The 19,353-nt window shown below is 59.5% G+C and carries 14 protein-coding genes and 2 rRNA genes (1 of these 16 cut by a window edge); 7 read left to right on the top strand and 9 right to left on the bottom strand.

What is annotated here, in order from left to right; genetic code table 11:
• Positions 1–79 precede the first annotated feature (79 nt).
• Entirely contained in the window at positions 80–1,393 is a 1,314-nt protein-coding gene (locus tag M0746_RS01540) for an MFS transporter (RefSeq protein WP_258448008.1), read from the bottom strand.
• Positions 1,394–1,708: 315 nt separating this feature from the next.
• On the opposite strand from M0746_RS01540, the gene M0746_RS01535 reads away from it, so the two are divergent.
• The 3 genes from M0746_RS01535 (at position 1,709) to M0746_RS01525 (ending at position 5,219) form a co-directional block, all read left to right on the top strand.
• Entirely contained in the window at positions 1,709–3,127 is a 1,419-nt protein-coding gene (locus M0746_RS01535; RefSeq protein WP_258448007.1) for a short-chain fatty acid transporter, read from the top strand.
• 193 nt (positions 3,128–3,320) lie between these two features.
• The gene (locus tag M0746_RS01530; RefSeq protein WP_258448006.1) at positions 3,321–4,508 is read left to right on the top strand and encodes a hypothetical protein; all 1,188 of its coding nucleotides are present in this window, start codon (positions 3,321–3,323) and stop codon (positions 4,506–4,508) included.
• A gap of 177 nt (positions 4,509–4,685) precedes the next feature.
• On the top strand, positions 4,686–5,219 hold the full coding sequence (locus tag M0746_RS01525; protein ID WP_258448005.1) for a lysine methyltransferase: 534 nt from the start codon (positions 4,686–4,688) through the stop codon (positions 5,217–5,219).
• Here the strand turns inward: M0746_RS01525 and can are convergent.
• Entirely contained in the window at positions 5,216–5,860 is a 645-nt protein-coding gene (gene can / locus M0746_RS01520) for a carbonate dehydratase (RefSeq protein ID WP_258448004.1), read from the bottom strand. The genes M0746_RS01525 and can overlap by 4 nt on opposite strands.
• 142 nt (positions 5,861–6,002) lie before the next feature.
• Here can and M0746_RS01515 point away from each other — a divergent pair, with 142 nt between their 5' ends.
• Positions 6,003–6,407, top strand: coding sequence for a serine kinase/phosphatase (locus M0746_RS01515; protein ID WP_208939765.1), 405 nt, complete (start codon positions 6,003–6,005; stop codon positions 6,405–6,407).
• A gap of 100 nt (positions 6,408–6,507) precedes the next feature.
• Here the strand turns inward: M0746_RS01515 and rimI are convergent, their stop codons facing one another.
• Positions 6,508–6,960: a ribosomal protein S18-alanine N-acetyltransferase gene (rimI, locus tag M0746_RS01510; protein ID WP_258448003.1), complete on the bottom strand. Its 453-nt coding sequence runs from the start codon at positions 6,958–6,960 to the stop codon at positions 6,508–6,510.
• Positions 6,953–7,702 (bottom strand): energy transducer TonB, encoded by a 750-nt coding sequence (locus M0746_RS01505; protein WP_258451419.1) that lies wholly within the window; start codon positions 7,700–7,702, stop codon positions 6,953–6,955. The genes rimI and M0746_RS01505 overlap by 8 nt, the downstream gene beginning before the upstream one ends.
• A gap of 221 nt (positions 7,703–7,923) precedes the next feature.
• Here M0746_RS01505 and mksB point away from each other — a divergent pair, with 221 nt between their 5' ends.
• The 3 genes from mksB to mksF are packed head-to-tail and all read left to right on the top strand — an operon-like array spanning position 7,924 to position 12,732.
• The gene (gene mksB, locus M0746_RS01500) at positions 7,924–9,204 is read left to right on the top strand and encodes an Mks condensin complex protein MksB (protein WP_208939763.1); all 1,281 of its coding nucleotides are present in this window, start codon (positions 7,924–7,926) and stop codon (positions 9,202–9,204) included.
• Complete coding sequence (gene mksE / locus M0746_RS01495; RefSeq protein WP_064589195.1) at positions 9,194–9,895, top strand: Mks condensin complex protein MksE; 702 nt, start codon at positions 9,194–9,196, stop codon at positions 9,893–9,895. Before mksB ends, mksE begins: the two co-directional genes overlap by 11 nt.
• Entirely contained in the window at positions 9,892–12,732 is a 2,841-nt protein-coding gene (mksF, locus tag M0746_RS01490; RefSeq protein WP_208939762.1) for an Mks condensin complex protein MksF, read from the top strand. The genes mksE and mksF overlap by 4 nt, the downstream gene beginning before the upstream one ends.
• Positions 12,733–12,946: 214 nt before the next feature.
• Here the strand turns inward: mksF and M0746_RS01485 are convergent, their stop codons facing one another.
• The 5 genes from M0746_RS01485 to M0746_RS01465 all read right to left on the bottom strand — a co-directional run.
• The gene (locus M0746_RS01485; protein ID WP_258448002.1) at positions 12,947–15,250 is read right to left on the bottom strand and encodes a PqiB family protein; all 2,304 of its coding nucleotides are present in this window, start codon (positions 15,248–15,250) and stop codon (positions 12,947–12,949) included.
• Complete coding sequence (locus M0746_RS01480; protein ID WP_258448001.1) at positions 15,243–15,866, bottom strand: paraquat-inducible protein A; 624 nt, start codon at positions 15,864–15,866, stop codon at positions 15,243–15,245. The genes M0746_RS01485 and M0746_RS01480 overlap by 8 nt, the downstream gene beginning before the upstream one ends.
• A complete protein-coding gene (locus tag M0746_RS01475; RefSeq protein WP_208939759.1) occupies positions 15,853–16,512 on the bottom strand; it encodes a paraquat-inducible protein A in 660 nt (219 codons plus the stop codon). Before M0746_RS01475 ends, M0746_RS01480 begins: the two co-directional genes overlap by 14 nt.
• 146 nt (positions 16,513–16,658) lie before the next feature.
• Positions 16,659–16,774 (bottom strand): 5S ribosomal RNA (rrf, locus tag M0746_RS01470).
• Between the two features lie 156 nt (positions 16,775–16,930).
• Positions 16,931–19,353, bottom strand: a 23S ribosomal RNA gene (locus M0746_RS01465); it runs 471 nt beyond the window's last position.

Here is a 19,353-nt window from a genome sequence, read left to right as displayed (position 1 = left end):
AACCTAGCCATCGGCCTTGCGGAGCTTTTCTGAAGCGGCCTCGATACCCGTCAGTCGAAAATAGTTCAGCGGTTCCGGCTCACGCAGCGCCGGCAGCCTGGCACGGTCCCGTGCGAGGCATGCGAGCGCCGAAATAACCTGCCGTGAGAATGCCCACCACGCCCATCACTGCGCAGAACATTACGCAGATCCAAGGGCTCCACGGCATCAATCCGATCAGCAGCAGCGGCGTGATGCTCGCCCACGCCGCATAGGCAATGTTGTAGGTAAAAGAAATGCCCGACACACGAATGCGCGCCGGAAACAGCCCGACCATCACCGAAGGCACCGCACCCACCACCCCGCAGCCGAGCCCGGCCACGGCATAGGCCAGGCCAATCCACTGCCCACCTGCGATCAGACAGGCATACAGCACGCCGATGCCCAGCGGCAGCAACAGGCTATAGAGCATGACCGTGCGCCAGGCGCCAATGCGATCGACCAGCAGACCGGCCAGCACGCAACCGATGTTGAGGAAAACGATGCCCAGCGCACTAAGGCCGAAGGTATGGCTGGCGGTCATGCCAAAGGTCTTTTGCATCATCGTCGGCGTAATCACCACGAACACCACCACCGCCGACGTCAGCACGCAGGTCAGCAGCATCGCCGGCAACATCGCCAACCGATGCTCGCGCAGCACGGTGCGCAGCGGCAGTTCGATCCGCGCTTCACGCTGCGCTTCCATGGCCACGAATACCGGTGTTTCACTCAACCAGCGGCGCAGATAAACCCCAATCACGCCGAACACACCGCCGAGCAGGAAGGGATAGCGCCAGGCGTAATCAAGAATTTCCGCTGGAGTGAATACCTGGGCGAGGAAGGTCGCGGTCAGTGCGCCGATCAGGTAACCGAAGGTCAGCCCGGCCTGCAAAAAGCCCAGGGCATACCCGCGATGTCCGGCTGGCGCGTGTTCGGCGACGAACACCCAGGCGCTCGGCACTTCGCCGCCCACGGCCGCGCCCTGAAGAATGCGCAGCGCCAGCAACAGCAGCGGCGCGAAATAACCGATCTGGGCATACGTCGGCATGATCCCGATCAGCAGGCACGGCAGCGCCATCATCAGGATGCTCAGGCTGAAAACTTTTTTGCGCCCCAGACGGTCGGCGAAATGCGCCATCAGGATGCCGCCCAGCGGCCGTGCCAGATAGCCGGTGACGAAGATGCCGAAGCTCTGCAGCAGACGCAGCCACTCGGGCATTTCCGGCGGGAAGAACAACTGACTGAGGGTCAGGGCAAAAAATACGAAAATGATGAAGTCGTAAATTTCCAGCGCCCCGCCAAGGGCCGCAAGGCCGAGGGTCTTGTAGTCGGAGCGGCTGAACGGCGCAGGTCTGGCCGGGATTTGGGCAGTCATCGCAAAGAACTCTGGATCAGGCAGAAAACCAAGGCGCCCATGGTCTACGCAAATGGGCGGGGGACAAGCCGTTAGACCATGGTCATGGTTTGCGAAAACCTGCTCAACAAAACGGTAGCGCTTGATTTACTGTAAATGCCTGTCTGCAGGATGAACACCGCTGCCCTGTAGGAGTGAGCCTGCTCGCGATGGCGTCCGCTCAGTCACTGAATGTGTTGAATGCGCTTGCGCTATCGCGAGCAGGCTCACTCCTGCAAGGGATTTGCGTTTCGCCTGCCAGATCAAAATAACCATAAAAATTCCGAGGTATTCCCCGTGGCCGTTGATATCGAAGATAGCCGCTCTGCGCGCTTTGCCCTGCGCTGTTCAAGTTTTGCCGAACGCTGGTTTCCCGATACCTGGGTATTCGCTGCGCTGGCCGTGATCATCGTCGCCCTCGCCACGCTGGCGATGGGCGCCAAACCGACGGCGGCAGCGATGGCCTTCGGCGACGGCTTCTGGAGCCTGATTCCGTTCACCATGCAGATGGCCTTCGTGGTGATCGGCGGCTACGTGGTCGCCAGCTCTCCGCCTGCGGTCAAACTGATCGACCGACTGGCGCGGATCCCGAAAAACGGCCGCTCCGCCGTGGCCTGGGTGGCGTTGATCTCGATGGTCGCATCGTTGCTCAACTGGGGCCTGTCGCTGGTCTTCGGCGGTTTGCTGGTGCGTGCCCTCGCTCGGCGTACCGACCTGAAAATGGATTACCGCGCCGCCGGTGCGGCGGCCTATCTGGGCCTTGGCGCGGTGTGGGCGCTGGGTTTGTCGTCGTCCGCCGCGCAACTGCAGGCCAACCCTGCCAGCCTGCCGCCGTCGATCCTGTCGATCACCGGGGTGATTCCGTTCACCGAAACGATTTTCCTCTGGCAGTCAGGCGTGATGCTCCTGGCACTCATCGTGATCTCGATCATCATCGCGTACGCCACCGCACCCGGCCCGAACTCGGCGCGCGACGCCAAGGCCTGCGGCATCGACCCGGCGTTCAACCTGCCGCCACTGCAACCGCGCACGCGACCGGGCGAATGGCTGGAACACAGCCCGCTGTTGATTATCGTGCTGGTGCTGCTAGCGGCGGGATGGCTGTTCCACGAGTTCTCGACGAAACCGGCAATCACCGCGATTTCCGGGCTCAATACCTACAACTTCCTGTTCATCATGCTCGGCGCCCTGCTGCACTGGCGCCCGCGCAGCTTCCTCGATGCGGTGGCGCGCGCCGTGCCGACCACCACTGGCGTGCTGATCCAGTTCCCGCTGTACGGCTCGATCGCTGCGCTGATGACCACGGTCAAAGGCGCCGACGCACAGACCCTGGCGCATCACATCTCGACGTTCTTCGTCAGCATCGCCTCGCATGACACCTATGCGCTGCTGATGGGCGTTTATTCGGCGATTCTGGGCTTTTTCATTCCGTCGGGCGGCGGCAAGTGGATCATCGAAGCGCCTTACGTGATGCAGGTCGCCAACGACTTGCAGTACCACCTGGGCTGGGCGGTGCAGATCTACAACGCCGCCGAAGCGCTGCCGAACCTGATCAACCCGTTTTACATGCTGCCGCTGCTCGGCGTACTGGGCTTGAAGGCGCGGGATCTGATCGGCTTCTCGTTCGTGCAGTTGCTGGTGCATACGCCGCTGGTGCTGGTGCTGCTGTGGGCGCTGGGGACAACATTGGCATACACGCCGCCGGTGATGCCGTAAGCCGATTTGAATGCACCTGCTCTTGGGCAGGTGCATTCAACCCTGATGTCCCAGTCGTTACACGGCATGTTTGCTGCCGGATCGAAGCACTCATGAAAGAATCACAACCAACCGCTTTTCTGTCAAACGCCACTGATCCACTATGAGCCGGCCCCGACACTCGCGGGAATCCCACGCTGAAAAGGATCTGAGCATGTTCAAGTTCGCAGGACTTTCCCCCGCCGCACTGGCCCTCACCGCACTGATGCCGAGCGCGTCCGCCCACGCCGATGTCGATCTGAAACTGGGCAGCACCGAACGCGTTACCCGCCTCTTCGCTTACCCCAACAACTGCAGCGTGATCTGCTTCCGCAACTGGACGCTGGAACAGACTGTCGCTCATTACCTCACCCAGAGTGTGCAACGCGATGGTTATGCCGACGCCAAGGTGCTGGTGAAAACCGACAACGACCAGCTTTACGCCGAAATCTCTGGTGTGCCGCAGGGTTACGACAAAGCGCTGACCGCACTCCTTGATGCGGGGGATCTGGCCTACAGCGGTGCCAGCAAGCTCAACGCCGATGGCAAATGGGCTTACAGCTGGTATCTGTTCCTGCCGCTGGGCATGGCCCTGGAAAACCGCAAAAGCATCGAGTTGCTGCACTTTCCGCCGGATTACTCGCTGACTCAGGCGCAGGATTACTTGCGCTCCAACACCACCGATCGCTGGGCGACGTTGCTCACGGACAATGGCATCCCTGCCGAGCAGACGCCGGCTTATCAGACCATCATCGACATCGCCCCGATTGCCGCGCCGTCCAATGCCGGTAGCGACCTGGAAGGCGTGTACGACTATTTCAAGGATTACCAGACCACGCTGGTCAAACAGTTCAGCCAGACCACCAGCGGCACGACGCTGCCGATGGTCGCGTTCGGTGCGCCGGTGCGGAACTGGATCAAACAGCAATATGGGCCGACCGTCAGCGTGTTGGGCCTGGCGACCATCAGCCCGAGCGAAGGCGTGAACGTGCCGGTGCTCGGCTCCAACCACCCTAGCTACATCTGGTACGCCGCCGACCCGAAAAGCTATACCGGTGACGATGCGCAGGCCAAAGCGGATGCCGCCGGCCTGAAAGTCATGGGCCAGGATTTGAGCGCCGCCTGCTGGCAGGCCGGCATGGGCAGCAAACCCGGCAGCAACGCGCAGACTACGCTCAACACTTGCACGCAAACCTGGCAGGTCACGCAGAAAGTCAAAACCTGCGAACTGTTCTATACCTCGATCCGCAACCTGACACCGGAGCAGGCGGCAACGCAGTGCGCGACCCCGCCTGTCAAAGCCCAACTGCAACAGTTGAAAGCGCCCCTTCCGGCTACCGCCATCCCCGCCCCGCACCTGTAAACACGACAACGTGATTCCCGTGTCAGCCTTGGCTGACGCGGGAATACGCGATTCTCGCTGTCAGATATGACAGTAGACCGGCTATACCTTTAAGCACTAGATTGGATCCATGTTTTACCGGAGGGCCGACAGGACGTCGTCCCGGCAAAGTCGCGTATCACGCGACAAAGGACGGTTATGAATACCCACGCCGTGGCAGGCTCTGCCCCGCACGATACCGAAGGCATTTACCCTTTCTGCGGCCTGCCCGTGCGCCTCGGGTTTCCGTCCAGTGCCGACTTTGAAATCATTCGCGACCCTTACGCCAACCCGGTGGCAATCGCCGCGCGGCGGGATTTTCTGGGTACGCATCGGATGTGCCGGGTGTCCGGGCAATTGCTGCCTTATCGCTGCCGGCAAACCCGCCAACTGCTCAGCGGCATTCACCTGTACGACCCGCGCTTTTGCGGATTGCTCGAACACGCCTGCGATCCCAACACGTTTCTCGACATGACCGAATTGTGGCTGTGGTCGCTCAAGGACATTCAGCGCGGCGAGCATCTGAGCATTGATTACGCCGCCACCGAAGACAAACTGTTACGCCAGTTTGCCTGCGGTTGCGGCTCATCGCGTTGTCGCGGCTGGATCACCGGTTTCGACGAACCGCCAAACCTGGAAGGCCAGCGCTTTCTCCAGCACTGGCGGCAATCGGCGGGCGCCAAGCGTTTTTAAGCCTGACCCACCGGGCGCAGACGATACTGCGGCGGCAATTGCTCGAACCCGCTGATGGTGGTGTTCAGACTTTTCCAGCGGCCATCCTTGATGCCGTAGATGCAGCCGTGGATCGACAGGCTCTGCCCGCGATGCCAGGCGTTCTGGATGATGCTGGTGTGCGCGACGTTGGCCACTTGCTGGATGACGTTGAGTTCGCACATCCGGTCGACCTGCTCTTCTTCGGTCGCCAGCTTGGCCAGCTCTTCACGCTTTTCATAGTACAGATCGCGGATCGAACGCAGCCAGCCGTCGATCAGGCCGAACTGACGGTCCTGCATCGACGCGCGCACACCACCGCAGCCATAGTGGCCGGTGACGAGGATGTGTTTGACCTTGAGCACGTCCACCGCGTACTGGATCACCGACAGGCAGTTGAGGTCGGTGTGCAGCACCACGTTGGCGACGTTGCGGTGCACGAACAGATCGCCGGGCAGCATGCCGACGATTTCGTTGGCCGGCACTCGCGCGTCGGAACAGCCGATCCACAGGTACTCGGGCGTCTGCTGGCGCGCCAGTTTGGCGAAGAAATCCGGGTCTTCCTTGGTGATCGCGTCAGCCCAACGCTCGTTGTTATCAATCAGGTCTTGTAAGTCGTGCATGGATAAGGCCTCAAGAAAGATGCGCTGGTTTGATAGACAACCGCCCGTCGGAGTCACGCCGGTAGGGCAAAGTGTTTCCGTTGGAATTCTCGTGCGCCGGATGAGTCCACTCCAAGTAAGGCCCACAGTATGAGGATTTGCCATGACTGATTCACGACGCCCCTACGATGCGGCGCAACCGGAGCCCATCGATGATAACGAAGACCGCATGGGTTCGGTGCATGAGCTGGATTTCGACGACGAAGAGCCCAGCGCGAAGATCGGTGATGAGATTCCTGAACGTGAACGCGAGCAATTGATGCCCGGTGAGCGCGTGCGTGAGGCAGGTCTGACTGGCGGTTCGGTCGATGATCATCAGCCGACTGACGACGATCTGAGCCCGGAAACACTGATTCGCGACGACGGTGCCCGCGATGCCGAGGAAATTGGCGAGGGCAATCCGGCGGACTGGGATCTAAGCGAGGTCGGTGAAAACGACATCGGCGGCGGTGACGGGCTGGACGAGGCTGAACTGGCGGACCTGGATCCGCTGGATGGCAAGCGCTGATCAGCGGCACCTGATAAATCGCTATCGCGAGCAGGCTCACTCCTACAGGGGAACGCATTCCAAATTGTAGGAGTGAGCCTGCTCGCGATGCTTTCAAGCTTCAGTCAACAAGGGTACAGGCCATCACCACCGCATCCTCACGCCCGCCCACCGCCGGATAATAATCCCGGCGCCGGCCAATCTCGTTGAAGCCATACCGCTCATACAACCTGAACGCTGCGGTATTGCTGTCGCGCACTTCCAGAAAGCACTCCCGAGCGTCGGCCTTGTAGGCAATCGACATCAAATGCTCCAACAACGTCAGCCCCAGCCCACGTCCCTGGTTCTCGGGTTTGACGGTGATGTTGAGCAGGTGCGCCTCGTCGAGAATGATCTGCACCACGCCGTGGCCGACCTGCTGCTGCCCTTCGAACATCAGCCAGATCTGGTATTTGCCGAGGCCGTCGAGAAAAATCCCGCGGGTCCACGGATGGCTGTAGGCGGCGTACTCGATTTCCAGCACTGCCTCGAGATCCGCCTCGGTCATCGGGCGGAAGGTTACCGCGTCACTCATTCGATTCTTTCCAGCGCGCCATCAGCCGACGCATGGCTTGCCACACAGCGGCTTTGCGCTGCGGCTCTTCCATTAACAATTCCAGACCGGGAATCGCCCAGGCCGAGCCCAGACCTTCGATCTGCAATTCACGATTGAACGCCTCGGCGTCCGCTTCGCCGGCAAAGCGCACGGCCGGCAGGCCGATCAGCCAAAGGCAGGCGCAGGGTGCCGCTTCCATTTGGACCGAGAGGAAACCCTGGACGAAGTCGCGCGCTGCGTCCGGGCCCTGATCCAGCGTGCCGCGATTGAGCCACGGCCAGCGCACCGGCTCACCGACGATTTGCGGCGCATCCGGCAGACCGGCGGCGCGCAGCATGTCCTTGAGCAGAAGATAAGCCGGATCGCGGCTCTGGAACGCTTCGCCTGTGGGTAACTCGACCAGCAGCAGGCAACGCCCGGCGCGCAGCAATTGCAGGGCAAAACGTGGCGGCGGCACCGGCGCTGGTTTGGCGACGACCGGCGTGGCGTCGGCCTCTTCCACCGGTTTGGCGCCATTGCGGGTGCTGGCCAGCGAAGGTCGTGGCACTTCGATTTTCGGCCGTTCGCTCGGCCGCGCGACCGCCGGCTGCGCCGGTGCCTGGGCCTCAGCCGCCGGCGCGACGGGCGCTTCAGGCTCAGGCTCGGGCATGTCCAGCAACTCGGGCCGGGACGGCGCGGCGAAGGGCAATTCGGTGCGCGGCAGCCAGTTGACCACCTGCATGGCGTTCAAATAGGCGCGGCGGCGGGACTCGATAAGCAAGGGTCGGCCACTTGTGGATAACTGAAAGTGCGCTGATTCTACCGCCCTTCGCTCAAGATCGCCTGCTGTTGATCGATGCACTTGATTGAAAAGAAAGGCAGCAGTCCGTCCCGAGAGTGAATCGCATCGGCTTCGATGCAGTACAATCGCGGCTTTTAATCGCCAACCAGCCGGCCATTCCGATGATCGAACCCAAGCGCGTCTTGCGCGCCCTCGCTGAACACTGGGCACTTCTGGAGCCACTGTGCGAGCACTTCGACCAAGGCACCCTGAGCCTCAACGAACTGCGCACGCAACTGGCCGCCCAACAACTCGACAGTACGCCGCAGGACATCACCAGTCTGCTCGACGTGTGGATTCGCCTCGATATTCTGGTGCCGGTGGCGAAAAGCCCGAACCGTTTCGAGCTGAACGCGCAGATCCATGACTTCCTTGCCTACCTGCGCCGCGAACACCGGCTGGGCCTGTGCCTGGAAATCGAAGCCTACCTGCGTCACCTCGAACGCTTGGCCGGTTACATTCAGGACGCCTTTGAAGTCCGCGACGGCAACGACCTCGCCCGCCAGTTGCGCCTGCTCGACATGCGCGTGCGCGACGTGCTGAAGAAACTCGACAACGACGAACAGGCGCTGGTCGCTGTGGCCGAACGCGCCAAGACCAGCGACCGGCAGATTCCGTTGCGTCAGCGTTACGCGGAAGTACTGGCGACATGGGACGAGTACGTCGAGCCGATGATCGATCTGGTCAACGCCGACGGCGCCTTTGAACAAGGCGTGCGCAAGGTCGAAACGGTGTTGCTGAAAATGCTCAGCGAACAGCAGCGCCTCGGCCATCTGGTCGATGACGACATGCTCCTGCGCACCCACGCGCGCATCCTCGAAATGCAGACCAGCGCGCAATTGACCCTGCGCCATGCCCGCGAACTGCTGCTGCCGCTGCGTGAAGAAGCGCGCCGGCACAACGCCGTGACCCGTGGCGCGGCACTGGCGCTGGCGGCGATCCGGCGTAAAGGCATCGACGCCGTGCCGCAAGCGGCGATGCCATTGTTCACCCGCCCGCAAAGCACCTTCCTCGGCAGCGCCAGTCAGGTCGAAGCCTACGTCTATGCGCTGGCGCGTTTCGAGCCGAAACCGGCGCGCTTCCCCAAGGCGCACAAGACCCAGAAGGCTGGCGATGCACCGCGTGCGCCGCGCACCGTGCGCGAGATGGTCGACCGCTGCGAAGAATCGCTGCCGATGCCGGATCTGATGACCTGGCTGCTGGAACAGGAACCGGACGGCGCCACCGACGAATTGCTCTACTGGTTCTCGCGCCTGTCGCGGGAAAAACGCTTCAAGCGCGAGCGTCTGGAACGCCGCGAATACCACACTCACGAGCATCAGGTCAGCCTGCGCTCCTTCGCCCTGCTCTCGGCCAGCGACACCGCCGCCGAGGATTCTGCGAGCATCCCCCATGCATCTTGATCTTTCCGAACTGTCGCAACTGGCGCCGATCTTCCGCGAGTTGTTCAAGGGCTATCACGTCAGCCGCCGCGACCCGGAGCTGTACGCCCAGTTGTCGAATTTCCAGGACCAGTACCGCACGCTGTTCAAGGCGCTGGGCTTCGAACTGGTCTGCGACACCCGTGGCTTCTATTACTTCGTGCCGGACATGGCCGCCGCGGCGGTGAACAAAACTGCGCAGCGTCTGGCGTTGTTCACCTTCATCCTCGTAGAGCATCTGGCCGATCAGGGCCGTGACCCGATCGCCGTACTCGACGGCGGTAGCCTCGGCCGTGAAGAACTGCCGTCACTGCTGGACAAGTACCGCGACCTGTTCATTCAGGCCGAAGTGCAGACCGTCGAAGAACTCGAAGAAAAGATCATGCGCCGCATGACTCAACTGGGTTTCGCCGGCGAAGAAAACGGCGTGTACCGCTTCCTGCCACCGATGCACCGTTTCCTCGACGTGTGCCTGTCGGTGCAGCAGGACCGCGATCTGGCGGCCAGCGTACACAGTGTTCTGCCGCTGCCGGCACCGGTGCTGATCGACGAAGCGGCGGAAGCGAAATTTCTCGAAACCGACGACCCGTTGGATTTGAGCGAATTTGAAGAAGAAAGCGAAGAAGACGCACTGGCCCGCGCCATTGCCGAAGAACAGGAGTCCGACGCATGAGCCAGGAACGTTACGGCATCCGCCGCTTTGCCCTTTTGAACACCGCCGGTTACAGCCTCGGCCTGTTCCCGCTGGAAGAACCGCTGTCGGTTTACGGCGCGAACAACCTCGGCAAGTCGGCCTCGATCAACGCCCTGCAGTTCCCGATTCTGGCGCGCATGTCGGACATGAGTTTCGGCAAGTACAGCCTCGAGCAATCGCGGCGCTTCTACTTCGCCTCCGACACCAGCTACATCCTCGTTGAAGTGAACCTGCCTCACGGCCCGCATGTGATTGGCGTGGTCGGTCGTGGCCCGGGCGGTGGTTTCGGCCACCAGTTCTTCGCCTACGCCGGGAAGCTCGATCTGGCCCATTACCAGAAAAACGACACCTGCCTGCGTCAGAAAGAGCTGTTCAGCAACCTCGAAAAAGAAGGCCTGAAAGCCTACGAACTCAAGCCTGACGAACTGCGTCGTTTGCTGGTCGGCGGTCACACGTCAATCCCCCTCGACCTGACGCTGATCCCGCTGCGCTCGACCAGCGAGCAGAGCCTGAAGACCTTCCGCGCGCTGTTCATCAACCTGCTGCACATGCGCGAAATCACCGCGGCCAAGCTCAAGCAGCTGTTCCTCGATGCCTTCGAGCACAGCCTGCGTTCCGGCAGCGTCGATTACATCGCTGCCTGCGAAGAAGCCTTCCGCGACGTGCGGCGCATGGAGCAGGACTACAACTCGCTGGTCGCCGCCGGTCCGTTGGTCGAAGCGCTGGCCAACGGCGTGAAACAGCGCGACGTATTGCGCGGCAAATTGCATCGCCTGTCGCCGCTGCTCGATTCGCTGCTTGGCACCTGGTCTGACTATGCAACCGCGCGCAAGGAAGAGCTGACCCTGCAGGCCGAGCACTACCGTCGCGAGCAGGACGACCTGCAAAACGATCAGCGTGGCGGCACTCAGGAACTGATGCGTCTGGAGCGGGAGATTTCCGGCATCCAGCGCTGGCTCGGCGAGCTGTCGGTGCTGAAGAACCGCTTCGCGCTGGTTGATGACGTCAAAGTGCTCGAGCAACAACTGCTCGCGGCCAAAGACGCCCACGACGAACTGGCCGGTGCGCTGGCGCAGTCGCGGCAGTTCAGCGCCGAAGATCTCGAAGAGCGTCTGCGCGATCTGGAAAAACGTCTGAAGTCGGTGAAGCAGCAACTCGATAACGCCGACAACAACAGCTACGCCCGTCTGCGCGAAGAGTTCTCGCAACAGGACGTTGAACGCTTGATGCGCTTGTTCAACAGCGCGCTGTTCAGCCTGCCGCTGGGCGAACACGGCATCACCCTCGACGAGAATGGCGAGTGGGTTAAATCGGTCGAGCTGATTCTTGATGGCTTCAAAGGCGAGCGCTTCGAAGTGCCGGGCCTGTCGATCGACATTTCGCACATCGAGCCACCGGCCCTGCAAGCGCTGGCCGATCGCGCCGCGTTGCGCGATCAGAAAGAACGTCTGGAAAAAGAACTCAAGCAGCTGAAAACCCAGCAAGCCGTGGCCGCCGACCGCGCCGCAAGCAAGACCCAGACCGAAGCGCTGTACCAGCAAGTTCTGGACGCGCAGAAAGCGCTGGAAGATTTCCGCCGCACGCAAACCCTGAGCGCCGAAGAAGCCGACAAGCTCGAGCAACTGGCGCAAATGGAAGCCGCGCAGGACGAGCTCAAGCGCTCCAGCGATGCCTTCACCGAGCGCGTCCAGCAACTGTCGGCCAAGCTGCAACTGGTCGGCCGGCAGATTGCCGACATGGAAGCCAAGCAACGCACCCTCGACGATGCGCTGCGTCGTCGTCAGTTGCTGCCGGCGGATCTGCCGTTCGGTACGCCGTTCATGGACCCGGTCGACGATTCGATGGACAACCTGCTGCCGCTGCTCAACGACTATCAGGACAGCTGGCAGGGCTTGCTGCGCGCCGACGGTCAGATCGAAGCGCTGTATGCGCAGGTGCGCCTCAAAGGCGTGGCCAAGTTCGACAGCGAAGACGACATGGAGCGCCGCCTGTCGCTGCTGATCAACGCTTATGCGCACCGCACCGATGAAGCACTGACCCTGGGCAAGGCGCGCCGCGCGGCGGTCACCGACATCGCCCGCACGCTGCGCAACATCCGCAGCGACTACGACAGCCTCGAGCATCAACTGGCGCTGTTCAACCGCGAGATCAACAAGCGTCAGGTCTCCAACCTGCAAAGCTTCCGCATCGTCCTCGCGCCGAACAAAGAAGCGCTCAAGCACATCGATCAGATCATCCACAGCGCCGGTCAGTACGAAGAAGGCGAAACCCTGTCGGTGTTCGATCTGAGCCAGAGCGCCGAGCAGGACAACAAGAACGAAGAAGCCAAGGAATATCTGGCGCGGCTGGTGGCGGCGAACCACAACCAGCTCGGTCTCAAGGACTTGTTCGAACTGGCGTTCGAGATCACCAAGGTCAACGGCCAACCGGTGATCCACACCGACATCGACGGCGCGGCGTCCAACGGTACGACCATGACCATCAAGGCGCTGACCAACATGTACTTGTTGCTGCACTTGATGGACCGCGACCTGGCCGGTCGCGTGCGCCTGCCGTACTACCTCGACGAGGCGGCGGACATTGACGAGAAGAACCAGGCGGCGTTGCTGGAAACCAGTCTGCAACTGGGCTTCGTGCCGATCCTGGCGAGTGTGAAGCCGCAGGTCTGCGCCAGTGTTGCGATCGACCTTGAGGGCGGCAGCGGCCCGGCGGGGATCTACATTGATGAGGCAGACTGGAAGTACATCCGTCGCCATGATGTGGTGAAGGCGACGTTGAATGTTCAGGCGGACGAGCCGGAGCTGGATGCGGTTTGATCGGCTTTGACTGAAAACGAAAAAGGGCCGCGATCTGACGAGATCGCGGCCCTTTTTTATGGCTTGAGATTTGTGCTGCTTTTTAGGGCCTCATCGCTGGCAAGCCAGCTCCCACAGGTTTTTGTTTCATGCACAGATTGCATGTACACCATCGACCACTGTGGGAGCTGGCTTGCCAGCGATGGCGTCCTTCCAGACGCCAATAAGCTTGAGGTTACTTACCGAGCGAAATCTTCGGCGCCCAGGTCAGCCACTCGTCCTCAAACTTGTCGAACAACGGGAACGTCTGCTCGGCCCGCGCCGGGTTGCCCATGCGCTCACCATCCGGCGTGGCGAAAGCAATGCCGCCCTGAATCAGCGTTTCCAGCGATTCAGTGCGCACCGTCACGCCTTTGAACAAACCGTAATCGAAGCCTACGCCACTGGTGTTCCAGAAGCGGCTGCCACTGCGCACCAACGGCGCGTATTTCGGTTCGATCAGAATGTGTACCAGCACCCGGTCAGCAGTCTGCCCCAGTTCATAACCGGTGACTTTGCCCACGGTAATTTCGCGATAGGTGACCGGCACACCCGGCTTCAGCGAACCACGACGCGCCGCGCTCAATACCAGACTCAACCCCGCCTCCTGCTTCGTCACTTCCGGGGCCTCAGCCAGGGCGACAAAGTTTTTCTGCGGGCCAAGGTTCTTCGCCGCTGGCTGCACCTCGATGTACTTACCGGTGACCAGAGTTTCCAGGTTTTCAGTCTTGATCAGGCCCAGCTCGGGTTTGACCACCCAGAACTGACTGCCGACCCGGGCGATCTTCTCCGGCACTTCGGTAATGCGTGCGGTGAGGATGACCGACTGCAGATCGTCGGTCAGGTCGACGCTTTCGATCTTGCCGACGTCCAGCCCCTTGAAGCGCACCGGGGTGCCGCTGCGCAGACCATCGGCGCGATCAACCTTGATGGTGACCACGGCGCCCTTCTGGTTGGCCTCGTCGTGACTGGCGAACAGGCGAAAGCGCGGAATACGCTTTTGCAAAGGCGCCTTGGCTTGCGGCGTCTCGAAGGCAATACCACCAGCCATCAGCGTCTGCAGCGACTCGCTCTTGACCTGAATCCCGCCGGTCAAACCGCCGGTCAGCGTAACGCCGCTGACATTCCAGAAGCGCGTCGAGGCGTTGACCAGACTTTCGTATTCCTTCTCGATGTGCACGCCGATGACCAGCTGCTTGCGGGTCTTGGAAAACTGGTAGCTCTGCACCGAACCGACTTTGACTTGTTTGTACAGAATCGGACTGCCGACATCGATCGAGCCGAGGGTGTCAGTAAACAGTACAAGGTGCAGGCCCGGCGAGCGCAGGTCGAGTGGCGGCGCTTTTGGTCGCGCCTCGAATTCACGCTTCGGCGCCGCGCCTTTGTCGCCCGGACGCACAGCGATGTAGTTACCTTTGACCAGCGCTTCCAGCCCGGTGATACCGGCCAGAGAAATCGACGGTTTGACCACCCAGAATTGTGTACCGTCGACCAGATAATCTTCGGCCAAAGGATCAAGGGTCAGCTCGGCGGTGGCGCTGTTCAGATCCGGATCGACCTTGAGGGCTTTCAGGTTGCCGACCTGAATGCCTTTGTACATCACCGGCGTACGACCGGCCTGCAGGCCTTCGAAATCGCTGAGTTTGACTTTGACGCGAATACCCGCTGCGGCCGCATCAAAGTCTTCGTAGAGACGGAACGGCAGGCTAGGATCGGTCGGTGGACTGTCCTTGCGGTTCTCCGGCGTGGCGAAGGCGATACCGCCGGCGACGATACTGGCCAGCGACTCGCTGCGCACTTTCACCCCGGACAGGTTGGCGTCGATGCTGATGCCACTGGCGTTCCAGAAACGCGTGTGTTTGCGCACCAGTTTGGCGTAGGTCGGCTCGATGAAGACCTTGAGCTCAACGGTGCTCTGGTCTTCCGACAGCAGATAGCTTTTAACCTGACCCACCTGAATTTGTTTGTAGAACACCGGGCTGCCGCGATTCAGCGAGCCGAGGCGGTCAGCCTTGATGGTCAGGTGCAGACCGGGTTTGGCGTCAGACAGCGGCGGTTCTTCAGCCAGCGCCTTGAACTTGCGCGTCGGCTCGCCTTCGCCCGGACTGATGGCGACGTAGTTACCCGACACCAGGGTTTCCAGACCGGTGATCCCGGCCAGCGTCACGCTCGGTTTCACCAGCCAGAACCGCGTACTGGTTTTTAGATACTGCTCGACGTCCTTGTTCATTTCGACGGTGGCGATCACGCCTTTGGAGTTGCCTTCATCGTCGAGTTTGAGCGCTTTGACCTTACCGACCGGCATGCCTTTGTAGACCACTTCAGTCTTGTTGGCCTGGATGCCTTCGCCGCTTTCAAAACGAACCTGGATTTCGATACCGGTTTCGGAGTAGGCACGCCAGCCAAGCCAGCCGCCGATGATCAGCGCGATCAGAGGCAACACCCAGATGGCAGACCAGTTCGAGGCCGGTCGGGTTTTCGCTACAGGCAAATCAGTCATGGTCGGCGTCCGACTCCGTGTTATCCCAAATCAGGCGGGGATCAAAAGTTACTGCGGCGAGCATCGTCAGAATCACCACACTGGCGAACGCGACGGCACCAAGATTGGCTTCGACACTGGCGAGTCGGCCGAAGTTGACGACCGCCACCAGAATGGCGATCACAAAAATATCGAGCATCGACCAGCGACCGATGAATTCGATAAAGCGGTACATCCAGATACGCTGGCGCGCGGATAACGGTTGACGTCGTTGCACTGAAAACAGCAGCAACGCGATGCCGACCAGTTTGAAGGTCGGCACCAGAATGCTGGCGATAAACACCACGGCTGCAATCGGAATCATGCCGTGCTGCACCAACTGGATCACCCCGGACATGATCGTGCTCGGATCACCCTGCCCCAGCGAACTGACCGTCATGATCGGCAGAACATTGGCCGGGATGTAAATGATCGCAGCGGTGATCAGCAGCGCCCAGGTGCGGGTCAGGCTATTCGGACGCCGGGCGTGTACCAGCGCACCGCAACGGGTGCACGTCTGCTCATCGGTGTCGGCTTCCTGCTTGTTCAGTTCGTGGCACTCGGTGCACACCAGAATGCCTGCATCAATCGCCCGCATGGGCATCCTCTCCTGATAACGCTTGCCAGATCTGGTGCGGCGACATCACCACTTCCAGCCAGACCTGTACCAGCAACAAGCCGATAAAGCACGCCAAGCCGAGGCCGACGGTAATCGCCGCCATGTCAGCCAGTTTGACGATCGCCACCAGAACACCCATGAGGTAGACCTCGAGCATTCCCCAGTCTCTGAGGTGGTGGTAAATACGGTAAAGCAGCAAACCGTAACTGCGACCAACATTGAATTGGATCGTCAGCAAAACGAATAATTGGCACAGCAGCTTCAGCAGCGGTATGGCCATGCTGCACAAGAAAACGACAATCGAAACGCCCTGCATGTCAGTGTTGAACAGCCCCACAACACCGCTCCACACGGTGTCTTGCGCGGACTGACCGAGGATATTGAGCTGCATGATGGGTAAAAAGTTTGCCGGGACGTACAACAACAGTGCCGCGATGACCAAGGCGAGGCTGCGCTGTACCACGTTATGGCGATGCGCATACAACTCGTAACCGCAACGCGGGCAGATGGCCTTCTCGCCGTGAGCGAGTTGAGGCTTGCGCATCAGCAGGTCGCACTCATGACAGGCCACCAGGTCTTCCAGCGGTAATTCTGACAGCCCTGGGGCGTCAACCGACTCTGACATACAGGCTCTGGCTCCGAAAAGGGTGGGGCTATTCTAGTGCTGTGATTGGAAAATAACTGTGCAAATTTGTTCGCTACTGCGGGTAAACTTTCTCCCAGGCAAAACAAAACCCCAACTGCTTTCGCAATTGGGGTTTCGGAATTTAATCTTGACGATGACCTACTCTCACATGGGGAAACCCCACACTACCATCGGCGATGCATCGTTTCACTGCTGAGTTCGGGATGGGATCAGGTGGTTCCAACGCTCTATGGTCGTCAAGAAATTCGGGTACTGACTCGTGACCAGATGGCCTCGCTTCAGCAAATTGGGTATGTGACAGCTGTCGGTGTTTGTGCGCTTCGAACTTTCGGTTCGTTTCGTCTTCACACACCGCAATCTGGTGCCTTCTCAGGTCAGCAAATTGCTTGGGTGTTATATGGTCAAGCCTCACGGGCAATTAGTATTGGTTAGCTCAACGCCTCACAGCGCTTACACACCCAACCTATCAACGTCGTAGTCTTCGACGGCCCTTCAGGGAACTCAAGGTTCCAGTGAGATCTCATCTTGAGGCAAGTTTCCCGCTTAGATGCTTTCAGCGGTTATCTTTCCCGAACATAGCTACCCGGCAATGCCACTGGCGTGACAACCGGAACACCAGAGGTTCGTCCACTCCGGTCCTCTCGTACTAGGAGCAGCCCCTCTCAAATCTCAAACGTCCACGGCAGATAGGGACCGAACTGTCTCACGACGTTCTAAACCCAGCTCGCGTACCACTTTAAATGGCGAACAGCCATACCCTTGGGACCGGCTTCAGCCCCAGGATGTGATGAGCCGACATCGAGGTGCCAAACACCGCCGTCGATATGAACTCTTGGGCGGTATCAGCCTGTTATCCCCGGAGTACCTTTTATCCGTTGAGCGATGGCCCTTCCATACAGAACCACCGGATCACTAAGACCTACTTTCGTACCTGCTCGACGTGTCTGTCTCGCAGTCAAGCGCGCTTTTGCCTTTATACTCTACGACCGATTTCCGACCGGTCTGAGCGCACCTTCGTACTCCTCCGTTACTCTTTAGGAGGAGACCGCCCCAGTCAAACTACCCACCATACACTGTCCTCGATCCGGATAACGGACCTGAGTTAGAACCTCAAAGTTGCCAGGGTGGTATTTCAAGGATGGCTCCACGCGAACTGGCGTCCACGCTTCAAAGCCTCCCACCTATCCTACACAAGCAAATTCAAAGTCCAGTGCAAAGCTATAGTAAAGGTTCACGGGGTCTTTCCGTCTAGCCGCGGATACACTGCATCTTCACAGCGATTTCAATTTCACTGAGTCTCGGGTGGAGACAGCGCCGCCATCGTTACGCCATTCGTGCAGGTCGGAACTTACCCGACAAGGAATTTCGCTACCTTAGGACCGTTATAGTTACGGCCGCCGTTTACCGGGGCTTCGATCAAGAGCTTCGCGTTAGCTAACCCCATCAATTAACCTTCCGGCACCGGGCAGGCGTCACACCCTATACGTCCACTTTCGTGTTTGCAGAGTGCTGTGTTTTTAATAAACAGTCGCAGCGGCCTGGTATCTTCGACCGGCATGAGCTTACGGAGCAAGTCCTTCACCCTCACCGGCGCACCTTCTCCCGAAGTTACGGTGCCATTTTGCCTAGTTCCTTCACCCGAGTTCTCTCAAGCGCCTTGGTATTCTCTACCCAACCACCTGTGTCGGTTTGGGGTACGGTTCCTGGTTACCTGAAGCTTAGAAGCTTTTCTTGGAAGCATGGCATCAACCACTTCGTCACCCAAAGGGTAACTCGTCATCAGCTCTCGGCCTTAAGATCCCGGATTTACCTAAGATCTCAGCCTACCACCTTAAACTTGGACAACCAACGCCAAGCTGGCCTAGCCTTCTCCGTCCCTCCATCGCAATAACCAGAAGTACAGGAATATTAACCTGTTTTCCATCGACTACGCTTTTCAGCCTCGCCTTAGGGACCGACTAACCCTGCGTCGATTAACGTTGCGCAGGAAACCTTGGTCTTTCGGCGTGGGTGTTTTTCACACCCATTGTCGTTACTCATGTCAGCATTCGCACTTCTGATACCTCCAGCAAGCTTCTCAACTCACCTTCACAGGCTTACAGAACGCTCCTCTACCGCATCATCCGAAGATGATACCCGTAGCTTCGGTGTATGGTTTGAGCCCCGTTACATCTTCCGCGCAGGCCGACTCGACTAGTGAGCTATTACGCTTTCTTTAAAGGGTGGCTGCTTCTAAGCCAACCTCCTAGCTGTCTAAGCCTTCCCACATCGTTTCCCACTTAACCATAACTTTGGGACCTTAGCTGACGGTCTGGGTTGTTTCCCTTTTCACGACGGACGTTAGCACCCGCCGTGTGTCTCCCATGCTCGGCACTTGTAGGTATTCGGAGTTTGCATCGGTTTGGTAAGTCGGGATGACCCCCTAGCCGAAACAGTGCTCTACCCCCTACAGTGATACATGAGGCGCTACCTAAATAGCTTTCGAGGAGAACCAGCTATCTCCGAGCTTGATTAGCCTTTCACTCCGATCCACAGGTCATCCGCTAACTTTTCAACGGTAGTCGGTTCGGTCCTCCAGTCAGTGTTACCTAACCTTCAACCTGCCCATGGATAGATCGCCCGGTTTCGGGTCTATTCCCAGCGACTAGACGCCCTATTAAGACTCGCTTTCGCTACGCCTCCCCTATTCGGTTAAGCTCGCCACTGAAAATAAGTCGCTGACCCATTATACAAAAGGTACGCAGTCACCCAACAAAGTGGGCTCCCACTGCTTGTACGCATACGGTTTCAGGATCTATTTCACTCCCCTCTCCGGGGTTC

Source organism: Pseudomonas sp. S11P7 (assembly GCF_023195435.1).
Lineage (GTDB): Bacteria > Pseudomonadota > Gammaproteobacteria > Pseudomonadales > Pseudomonadaceae > Aquipseudomonas > Aquipseudomonas fluorescens_G.
The sequence above is the reverse complement of the archived record's forward strand: the minus strand, read 5'-3'. Positions and strand labels throughout refer to the sequence as shown.

Excerpts from the sequence above, each read along its gene's own strand:
- M0746_RS01540 (WP_258448008.1), bottom strand. The coding sequence starts at position 1,393 with ATGACTGCCCAAATCCCGGCCAGACCTGCGCCGTTCAGCCGCTCCGAC.
- M0746_RS01530 (WP_258448006.1), top strand. The coding sequence starts at position 3,321 with ATGTTCAAGTTCGCAGGACTTTCCCCCGCCGCACTGGCCCTCACCGCA.
- M0746_RS01525 (WP_258448005.1), top strand. The coding sequence starts at position 4,686 with ATGAATACCCACGCCGTGGCAGGCTCTGCCCCGCACGATACCGAAGGC.
- can (WP_258448004.1), bottom strand. The coding sequence starts at position 5,860 with ATGCACGACTTACAAGACCTGATTGATAACAACGAGCGTTGGGCTGAC.
- M0746_RS01515 (WP_208939765.1), top strand. The coding sequence starts at position 6,003 with ATGACTGATTCACGACGCCCCTACGATGCGGCGCAACCGGAGCCCATC.
- rimI (WP_258448003.1), bottom strand. The coding sequence starts at position 6,960 with ATGAGTGACGCGGTAACCTTCCGCCCGATGACCGAGGCGGATCTCGAG.
- M0746_RS01505 (WP_258451419.1), bottom strand. The coding sequence starts at position 7,702 with ATGCAGGTGGTCAACTGGCTGCCGCGCACCGAATTGCCCTTCGCCGCG.
- mksB (WP_208939763.1), top strand. The coding sequence starts at position 7,924 with ATGATCGAACCCAAGCGCGTCTTGCGCGCCCTCGCTGAACACTGGGCA.
- mksE (WP_064589195.1), top strand. The coding sequence starts at position 9,194 with ATGCATCTTGATCTTTCCGAACTGTCGCAACTGGCGCCGATCTTCCGC.
- mksF (WP_208939762.1), top strand. The coding sequence starts at position 9,892 with ATGAGCCAGGAACGTTACGGCATCCGCCGCTTTGCCCTTTTGAACACC.
- M0746_RS01485 (WP_258448002.1), bottom strand. The coding sequence starts at position 15,250 with ATGACTGATTTGCCTGTAGCGAAAACCCGACCGGCCTCGAACTGGTCT.
- M0746_RS01480 (WP_258448001.1), bottom strand. The coding sequence starts at position 15,866 with ATGCGGGCGATTGATGCAGGCATTCTGGTGTGCACCGAGTGCCACGAA.
- M0746_RS01475 (WP_208939759.1), bottom strand. The coding sequence starts at position 16,512 with ATGTCAGAGTCGGTTGACGCCCCAGGGCTGTCAGAATTACCGCTGGAA.